Consider the following 8218-nt stretch of genomic DNA (forward strand, 5'->3'; position numbering starts at 1 on the left):
CGCCCGGAATCTGTATCAATAGATCTTAGACCCGGCGGGAAGGCGTTTCATAAGTGCCGAACTAGACCCTGCGACACAGCAGCGATGGCCGGCGGTATATCGTCCCGCACGGGTGTACTCCAACAGGACATCGCTGGGTTCCCTTCGCTGTGACCTTCGCCGGTAAATGGCGGTGTTCTGTCGATGCTCCGTGGCGGCTTTAGTTGGTGGTACCGATGACAAGCGTGGTCTGGCCGTCCGTGGTCGAGAGTCCTGCCGCCGATGCGAGGGCGGCAGTGCCATCGTCAGCAGCTGAGGTGTCCTCGTCGACGTAGCCAGATCTCCAGGGGAATGGTCGTCAGTGGCGGTACCGCGGCGATGATCGAGAGAGCAGTGACCCGCCATGGCCACCGCAGGGTGATGGCGGTGATGAGCGCTATGGCGAGGTAGATGAGGAACATGCCGCCGTGCAGGGCGCCGAAGATGCTGACACCGACGTCGGTTGTGCCCGTCACGTACTTGAGGAACATCCCCGCGAGCAGACCAGCCCAGGTGAAGGCTTCGAGAAAGGCCGCGACGATGGAGACTCTTGCCACAAGCGGAAGTCCATAACGCTGCTGGGTGCTTGCGCTCATTGGTTCGCCTCGTTGCTCGGGAGTTCGTCTGCGTCCGCGACGGAGCGGGCGAGGTGCTCTGCCAGCGCGGCGCGCAGCTGGTGGGGTAGTGGGATCGCGCCGACGGATTCGCTGAGCCAAAGACCGTCGGCAGCGAGGTAGGCGACCATCTTCTGCAGTGCCCGAGGGTCGGTCGGGTCGATGCTGGCGGGGTCGGGGACCCAGCGAGTGATGACTCGTTTCCACGGCTTGCTGAGCTCGCTGTGGGTGCTCGCTTCGAGCATAAGCAGTAACTCCGCGCCGGTGGCGCCGCGGGCGCTGACTCGGGCATAGGCGGCGAGTCGCTCATCCTGCGATGCCTCATCCGGGTCCTTGCCCAGTGCGTGGATCATCTCCTCGTCCCAGTGCTGGGCTTGATGTTCGTGCAGCGCGAGCATCATGGCGTCCTTCGAGGGGAAGTGGTAGAGCAGCCCGCCTTTGGTGAGTCCGGAGGCGGCGGCGACGGATTCGTACGTGAGCGCCGTGACGCCGTCGGTCTCGACAACGCTGAGGGCGACCTTGAGGATCGTGTCCCGTTTACTGGTCCGCATGGGCGGTCCTTTCTCGGTCAGTGCTCGGAGTGCAGCTGTGACTGGGTGCCAGGCAGGTACCGGCGCAGAAGCACTCCGGTGATGACTGCGCCCACCGCGAGAACGACTGCGACGACCAGCATCACAACGAGGTAGGCGGAGTCGAAAGCCGTCGCCGCCGCCTGGAGGATCTCTGCGTCACCCTGCGCAGCAGCCTGTGCCTCAGCGATGCTGTTGCCAGCCGCGTCCGGGGCGCCGTCGGGTAGAACGACGCGTGCGCCGTAGATAGCCGTGAGCAGGCTCCCGAGCACGGACACTGCAATGAGGCTGCCGAACTCGTAGGAGACTTCTTCGATCGAGGCGGCCATGCCTGCTCGGCGCACCGGCACGTTCCCGATAATCGCGGTGGAGGCGACCGCCAAGGCGGCTCCGATACCAGCTCCGGTCAACAGCAGTCCGAGGATCAGCACGCCGAAGGACGACTGGAATCCGATGACCGTCACCACGACGCCGCCGGTGGCGAAGGCGAGACCGCCGGTGATGAGCGCGAGCAGTCCGGTGCGGTGCAGGAACGCGCCCCCCAGGAGCGCTGTCGGCAACGTGCCCACGGCGGCCGCGGCGACCAAGAGCCCAGCTTCCAGCGGGCTGAATCCGGCGACCTGCTGGAATCGCTGCGTGGTGACGAGCTGGATGCCCCCGATCGCGAACATCGCGAACGACGCGGCCAGCACTCCGGCAGTGAACGCCGGGTTGCCGAAGATGGAGAACTCCAACAGAGGTTGCTCCATACCTCGCTGACGGCGCACGAACAGCCAGAACCCGATGGCAGCAACGAGCAGCGCAACAATGATGGTCGTTGCCGAGGGCGGCGCGTGGCCGATCTCTTTGATGGCCATCACCGTTCCGACAAGCCCGATCATCACCAAGATCGAGGAGATGGCATCCCATCGCTTCGAGGGATCCGGGTCGTTGGCCGGGCGGATCAGCCAGGTAGCGACCAGCGCCAGCACCACAACGGGCACGTTGATCAAGAACACCGAGCCCCACCAGAAGAACTCAAGGAGTGTGCCGCCAATAATCGGGCCGAGGGCGAACCCGATGACCGACATACTTCCCCAGACCGCGATGGCGATATTGCGCTCACGCTCGACCGTGAAAGTGGTGCGGATCAGCGCCAGGGTGGCCGGCATCATCGCTGCCGCACCGACAGCGAGCACAGCACGCGCAGCGATCAGGACCTCGGGTGACGGAGCGAACGCTGCCAGCAGGGAAGCCAGTCCGAAGATCACCAGACCGACAACAAACATCCGCGTGTGGCCGATGCGATCCCCCAGGGTTCCGCTGCCCAGCAACAGCCCCGCCATCACCAGGGGGTAGGCATTGATGATCCAGAGGTTCTGTGTGTTCGAAGCCTGCAGTTCCTCAGTCAGCGTCGGCAGGGCCGTGTAGAGAATCGAGTTATCCAAGGTGATCAGCAGCAGACCTGCTCCAACCGTCACCAGCAGCGACCAGCGTCGCCTCTTCGTCATCGCGGACATGCGCGTCTTCCCCTCGTCGTGAACGACATAACTGTACCGGATGGATGGTGTAGTTAAGTCGACGGAGGGAGAGACTCACGGCGCGCGCTATGCATGGCGTGCGGGCGGCGAAGCTTGGAAGGTTTTAGAGCGAAGGCGCGGCACTTCGATGCAGGCAAAACCGGACGAGCTGGTGCCTCAGTTGGGTACAGGTTTATGAGACTTTCAGCGGGTGGTCGGCCTCAGGTTCGCTTCCTGCGTGAACGCGCTCTCGGGATTGTCTTGCGAAGTCGTCTCGACGGAAAGTGCCTCAAGGCGGTGACTTCCAGGACTTTCTGCACCATGCTGGGGGTATGAGGCTTCTGGGATATACGCGGGTGAGCACGGCGACGCAGGACGCGCAGCTGCAAGTCGATGCGCTGGTGGAGGGCGGGGTGCAGAAGCGGGACGTGTTCTCCGATGTGACCTCGGGTAGCCGGACCGCGATCGAGCGACCGGGGATGAAACGTCTGCTGGACTACGCCGAGGACGGCGACACGGTGGTGGTGTGGCGCATCGACCGGCTGGGCCGGTCCCTGCTCGACGTCCTGAATACGGTCACGCTGCTGCGCGGCCAGGGCGTGAAGATCAGATCGGTCTCGGACGGGATCGACCCGGAGACGACATCGGGCCGGATGATGCTGGGCATGCTCGCGACCTTGGCCGAGTATGAGCGCGAGCTGATCACCGAACGCGTCAATGCGGGGATCGCCGCGGCGAAGCAGAACGGCACCCGCTTCGGCCGACCCCCGGTCGACCCGGCCGTGATCGCGGAGAAGCTCGAAATCGCGGGCGATGCCCGCGCGAAGGGCCGCACCGCCGAGGACGCCGCCCGACTCGTCGGCTGGTCCCGGGCGACGCTCTATCGCCATCGGCAGGCGGCCCGTGCCCGCGAGGCCGTCGCCGAGCAGGTGTGAGGTGGACGGGCCGGCGCGGTGGCGCATCCTGCGGCTGCACGTCGAGGACGGTATCCCGCTGAGCGCCCTGGCCCGGGAGACCGGGATCAGCCTGCGCACCCTGGAGCGCTGGCACGCCCGCTACCGTGCCGACGGGTACGCGGGCCTGGAGACAGGCCAGCGCTCGGACGCCGGCGCCCACCATCTGCCCAGGGAGCTCGTGCGGTTGATCGAGGGCCTGGCGCTCAGCAAGCCCCGGCCCGCGATCGCCACGATCCACCGCAAGGTCACCGACATCTGCGGTACCCGAGGGTGGCCGGTGCCTTCCTACGGGGTGGTCCGCTCGATCGCGGGTGCCCTCGATCCGGGCATGGTCACCCTAGCCCTGGAGGGCGCGGCGTCCTACCGGGACAAGCACGAACTGGTGCTGCGCCGGCACGCCGAACAACCGAATGCGATGTGGCAAAGTGACCACACGCTGCTCGACATTCTCGTGGTGGGCACCGACGGCAAACCAGTCCGCCCCTGGCTGACGACGATCCTCGATGACTGCTCCCGCGCGATCTGCGGCTACACCGTCTTCCTGGGTGCGCCGTCCGCGATGAACACCGCCCTGGCGCTGCGGCAGGCTATCTGGCACAAGAGCGACCCCGCGTGGCCGATGTGCGGGCTGCCGGACGTGCTCTATGTCGACCACGGCAGTGACTTCATCAGCCGCCACCTCGCCGGCACCGCTGTTGACCTGCACATCCGGCTGATCCACTCCACCGTCGCCCGTCCCCAGGGCCGGGGCAAGATCGAGCGGTTCTTCGGCACCGTCAACACCGAGCTTCTCGCTGACCTGCCCGGCCACATCACCGAGGGCCATCCCGCGCCGACGCCGAAGCTGTCCCTGGCCGAGCTCGACAGCGCGGTGGAGGGGTTCGTGGCCACCTACAACGACCGGACCCACAGCGAGCTCGGTGCCTCGCCGCGCACCGCGTGGATCGCCGAGGGCTGGCTGCCGCGCATGCCCGAGAGCCTGGAAGACCTCGACGGGCTGCTGCTCACGGTCGCCCAGTCCCGGGTGGTGCGCCGTGATGGCATCCGCTTCCAGGGGCTGCGCTACGTCTCCCCGACGCTGGCCGGCTACGTCGGACGGCCGGTGGTGATCCGCTACGACCCGCGCGATATCACTGAGATCCGCGTGTTCGACCACGACGAGTTCCTGTGCAAGGCCGTCAACCAGGACCATCACGACGAGAAGATCAGTCTCAAGGAGATCCAGGCTGCCCGCAACGCGCGCCGTCGCGCCCTGCGCCAAGGCATCAATGAACGCATTGCCGTCGTAGCCGCGCACACCACTGAGACGCCATCGACAGCCGAGCCGCCAGCCCCAGCACCGAAGCGGAAGCTGAAAGTCTACAAGGAGGACTTGAGGTGAGCCAGCGCTTCATCGTGACCAAAGAGCACCGCCGCTTCACCGAGTTCGCCGACGCTGTCCGCCGCGGCCACACCATCGGTCTGTGCTTCGGACCGGCCGGGGTGGGCAAGACACTCTCCGCGCGCCGCTACGCCCACTGGGAGAAGGCCTATGACCTGCTGACCTATTGGGGTCCGCGCGCCGACAGCGACGCCAAGATCTACGCCGCCCTCGCTCGGAGTCGTACCGTGCTCTACACCCCCAGCGTGCTCACCACCCCACGGGTGCTGAAGGATGAACTCGACCAGGCGATCACCCGCACCAATATCTGCATCGAGCAGCATCTGGAGGCAGTCGGTCAGATCACCCCGCAGACGTGGGGCCGACGGCACGGCAGGAACCACGTGCAGCTGGTCATCGTCGATGAGTCCGAACGGCTCCGCCCCACCGCGCTGGAGCTGCTGCGCGATCGCTACGACCGCGACAACATCGCCTTGATCCTGATCGGCATGCCCGGCCTGGAGAAGCAGTTCAGCCACTACCCGCAGTTCTACAGTCGTGTCGGCTTCGCCCACCAATACCGGCCCCTGGGCACGGACGAGCTGCTGTTCGTCCTCCAGCGCCACTGGCGCTCCCTGGGCAAGACCCTCGACCCCGAGGACTTCACCGACGCGCAAGCCATCGCTTCCATCACCCGCATCACCCGCGGGAACTTCCGACTGCTGGAGCGGCTCTTCCCGCAGATCGAGCGCGTCCTGAAGATCAACGAGCTCGACACCATCACCAACGACGTCATCGAAGCCGCCGCCAGCACCCTCGTCATCGGCACCACCTGAACAAAGACCGCCACTGAGCATCGACAGAACACCGCCATTTAACAGCGAAAGTCACAGTTCCGGCTGATCGTTATGTGCTTCGCAGAATGTGCGAATGTGTCGCAGGAAATGCGCATCCCGGTGAAGGGCCGCAGGTCAGAGCAGTGGTTCGCATACTGACTGCGGCCCGGGTTCGCTATCGGACAGGCCTCGGATCATCTGCGCGATGCGCACCTGCTCGCAGGTCAGGCGCGGCCCGAGTCCAAACGAGCCTCGAGCCATTCGGGGAGGTGTCGAGTTCGCACGATCGACAACTCGGCACCTTTCACTTTACATAAGATAAGTTATCGGCGTTAACTCGTAGCCGGTCGAGCGCCACTGGTGCGGGACGTCATCGCCGGCCCTGGCCGAGGATGAACGACTGCTCCGGGAATTGTCAGCGGCTCGGGCTCAGACGCGGCGAGTGAGGTGGCGGGAGAGCTCGCCGGGTCCATGTGTTGCACTTGGTCGTGCTACACGCGACTCGCTGGTCCGCGGCCCGGCGAGGGGCTCGTCTACTTGTCGCCTGCGCGACTCGGATTCTTCAGTCCGTGAGGTGGAGCGGTTTTTTTAGTCCGTCGGCGTTTCGAAGCCAACTGGGTAGAAGAGCTGCGACTTCATCGGCGAGGGCTGCCGGTGATATTGAAGCGCTTCCTAGCCGGTCCATGATGAGCGTCATGACGCCTCCGACAACGAAGAGAGCGGTAGTGCGTGCGTCGACCGGCAGTGCCTGGTTTAAGGCTGCGATGGAGGCCTCGAAGTGATCGACAAGCACCGTCCGTAGTTCCGCCTCAGCCGGGTGGGGCTTGCCTCCGTTCGCACTCAGTAATGCCCGGCAGAGTGCTTGGTGGGCGTCCAGATGGGTAAATAAATCTCGCAGGCTGGCAGTTGGGCCTGTGACTTCGGTTCCGAGGCCTGTGGAATCGGACTTGGCTACGGTGTGGAACGTGAACAGGATGTCGCGCAGAGCAGCGACCCCGACTTCGTCGATGTCCGCGAAGTGGCTATAAAACGTGCTTCGGCTGACGCCTGCTGTGCGAACCAAGTCCGCAACGCTTACCGGGTGGCGCCCCCGCCTGATCTCCTCTTCGAACGTCTCCAGCAGTAGCCGCCGACTGCGCTGTGCCCGTGGGTCATCTGGGTTGCCTTCCCGCATGAAGATCGCGGGCGGAACTCCTGTCAGCGCCACGTAAGGAGAATACCTGAAGTTCTATCGTACAGATGTCCGATAGTGCTACCGTGGTCGTGATGCAAGACACACCCGTGATGGGTCGGCATCTCAGTACTTACAGTCGCCGGTTTCGTCGGCATGTCGAAGGAGATAAGAAGTGGCTATCGCTCTGGACGCCGAAGTTGGCGCGGTCTTGATGGAAGCTGCGGCGGCGGCCGGTACGGCACCGGTAGCAGAACGAGGTGATGCCGCCGCCCTTCGCGCCATCACCAATGCAACCCTGGGGGCCGTGTATGGACAGATCCCGGCAGGTGAGGCTGTGACCAGGTCGGATTTCGAAATAGAGGCGGACGATGGCGCAGTCGTCCCTGTGCGCTGGTATGTCCCAGACGGGCGTTCGAGCGACAGTGCCGTGGTGTATGCGCACGGCGGCGGGATGATCTGCGGGTCGATCGAGTTGTACGACAAGATGGTTGCCCATTACGCCCAGCTCACGGGTGTGGCGTTCCTATCTGTTGACTACCGCCTGGCTCCCGAGAATACGGGTGAGCGTCTCGCTAAGGATGTCTATGCCGCCCTGAACTGGCTACTTGGGGAGTGCGACGCTTTGGGTGTCGATCCGCGTCGGGTGGCAATCATGGGAGACAGTGGTGGAGGGGGAGTTGCTGCCGGGGCCGCTATCCTTGCCCGCGACAGCGGTGTTCCGCTGGCCCGGCAGATCTTGATTTATCCGATGCTCGATTCGCGAAATCTCCGCCCGGATCCGGAACTCGCCCCTACCGCGACATGGACTTACGACGACAACTTCACGGGGTGGAATGCGCTGCTGCCGGACGAGTCAATGGTGTCTGCGATTGCCTCGCCCGCTCACCTCGAGGACTTCTCTGGTTTGGCGCCCAGCTTCATCGACGTGGGCGACCTCGATATTTTCCGCGACGAGAGCATCGAGTACGCACAGCGACTTCTTCGCTCCGGAGTGTCATGTGAGCTACACGTGCGATCCGGTGCACCCCACGCATTCGAGTGGCTGGCACCTCAGGCGGCGGTTAGTCGCCAGTCGCTCGACGACCGCCTTCGGGTAATCAGGGGGCTTTGAGGGGGTGTCCCAGTCAAACTAGTGGTCCGCATTTGAAGTCTTCTTACGGTTGGCCTTCGCAAGGACTTCCTCGGCGGTTTT

General features: G+C 64.5%; 8 protein-coding genes. 4 read left to right on the forward strand and 4 right to left on the reverse strand.

All coding sequences use genetic code 11. The annotated features are described in order from the left end of the window. Positions 1-284 precede the first annotated feature (284 nt). The 3 genes from H483_RS27380 to H483_RS27390 are packed head-to-tail and all read right to left on the reverse strand — an operon-like array spanning position 285 to position 2700. Positions 285-614 carry a DUF3817 domain-containing protein gene (locus H483_RS27380; protein WP_042329407.1) on the reverse strand — a complete coding sequence of 110 codons (330 nt, stop codon included), beginning with the start codon at positions 612-614 and terminating at the stop codon, positions 285-287. After that, positions 611-1183: a TetR/AcrR family transcriptional regulator gene (locus H483_RS27385; RefSeq protein WP_017836494.1), complete on the reverse strand. Its 573-nt coding sequence runs from the start codon at positions 1181-1183 to the stop codon at positions 611-613. The genes H483_RS27380 and H483_RS27385 overlap by 4 nt, the downstream gene beginning before the upstream one ends. 17 nt (positions 1184-1200) lie before the next feature. Beyond that, the gene (locus H483_RS27390) at positions 1201-2700 is read right to left on the reverse strand and encodes an MFS transporter (protein ID WP_017836495.1); all 1500 of its coding nucleotides are present in this window, start codon (positions 2698-2700) and stop codon (positions 1201-1203) included. 332 nt (positions 2701-3032) lie between these two features. On the opposite strand from H483_RS27390, the gene H483_RS27395 reads away from it, so the two are divergent. Genes H483_RS27395 through H483_RS27405 form a run of 3 tightly spaced genes read left to right on the forward strand, consistent with a single transcriptional unit; the run spans position 3033 to position 5852 of the window. Next, the gene (locus tag H483_RS27395) at positions 3033-3635 is read left to right on the forward strand and encodes a recombinase family protein (protein WP_017836496.1); all 603 of its coding nucleotides are present in this window, start codon (positions 3033-3035) and stop codon (positions 3633-3635) included. Between the two features lies 1 nt (position 3636). After that, positions 3637-5037 (forward strand): Mu transposase C-terminal domain-containing protein, encoded by a 1401-nt coding sequence (locus H483_RS27400; protein ID WP_017836497.1) that lies wholly within the window; start codon positions 3637-3639, stop codon positions 5035-5037. After that, a complete protein-coding gene (locus H483_RS27405; RefSeq protein ID WP_017836498.1) occupies positions 5034-5852 on the forward strand; it encodes an AAA family ATPase in 819 nt (272 codons plus the stop codon). Before H483_RS27400 ends, H483_RS27405 begins: the two co-directional genes overlap by 4 nt. A gap of 562 nt (positions 5853-6414) precedes the next feature. Here H483_RS27405 and H483_RS38650 read toward each other — a convergent pair. Then, a complete protein-coding gene (locus H483_RS38650; RefSeq protein ID WP_146193848.1) occupies positions 6415-7059 on the reverse strand; it encodes a TetR/AcrR family transcriptional regulator in 645 nt (214 codons plus the stop codon). A gap of 139 nt (positions 7060-7198) precedes the next feature. Here H483_RS38650 and H483_RS27410 point away from each other — a divergent pair, with 139 nt between their 5' ends. Beyond that, positions 7199-8137, forward strand: coding sequence for an alpha/beta hydrolase (locus tag H483_RS27410; RefSeq protein ID WP_031264780.1), 939 nt, complete (start codon positions 7199-7201; stop codon positions 8135-8137). Positions 8138-8218 lie beyond the last annotated feature (81 nt).

The organism is Dietzia sp. UCD-THP (assembly GCF_000349585.1).
In the GTDB taxonomy this organism is placed as follows: Bacteria; Actinomycetota; Actinomycetes; order Mycobacteriales; family Mycobacteriaceae; genus Dietzia; species Dietzia natronolimnaea_A.

Bases quoted from the DNA above. Each gene is read 5' to 3' on its own strand.
- H483_RS27380 (WP_042329407.1), bottom strand. From the start codon at position 614: ATGAGCGCAAGCACCCAGCAGCGTTATGGACTTCCGCTTGTGGCAAGA.
- H483_RS27385 (WP_017836494.1), bottom strand. From the start codon at position 1,183: ATGCGGACCAGTAAACGGGACACGATCCTCAAGGTCGCCCTCAGCGTT.
- H483_RS27390 (WP_017836495.1), bottom strand. From the start codon at position 2,700: ATGTCCGCGATGACGAAGAGGCGACGCTGGTCGCTGCTGGTGACGGTT.
- H483_RS27395 (WP_017836496.1), top strand. From the start codon at position 3,033: ATGAGGCTTCTGGGATATACGCGGGTGAGCACGGCGACGCAGGACGCG.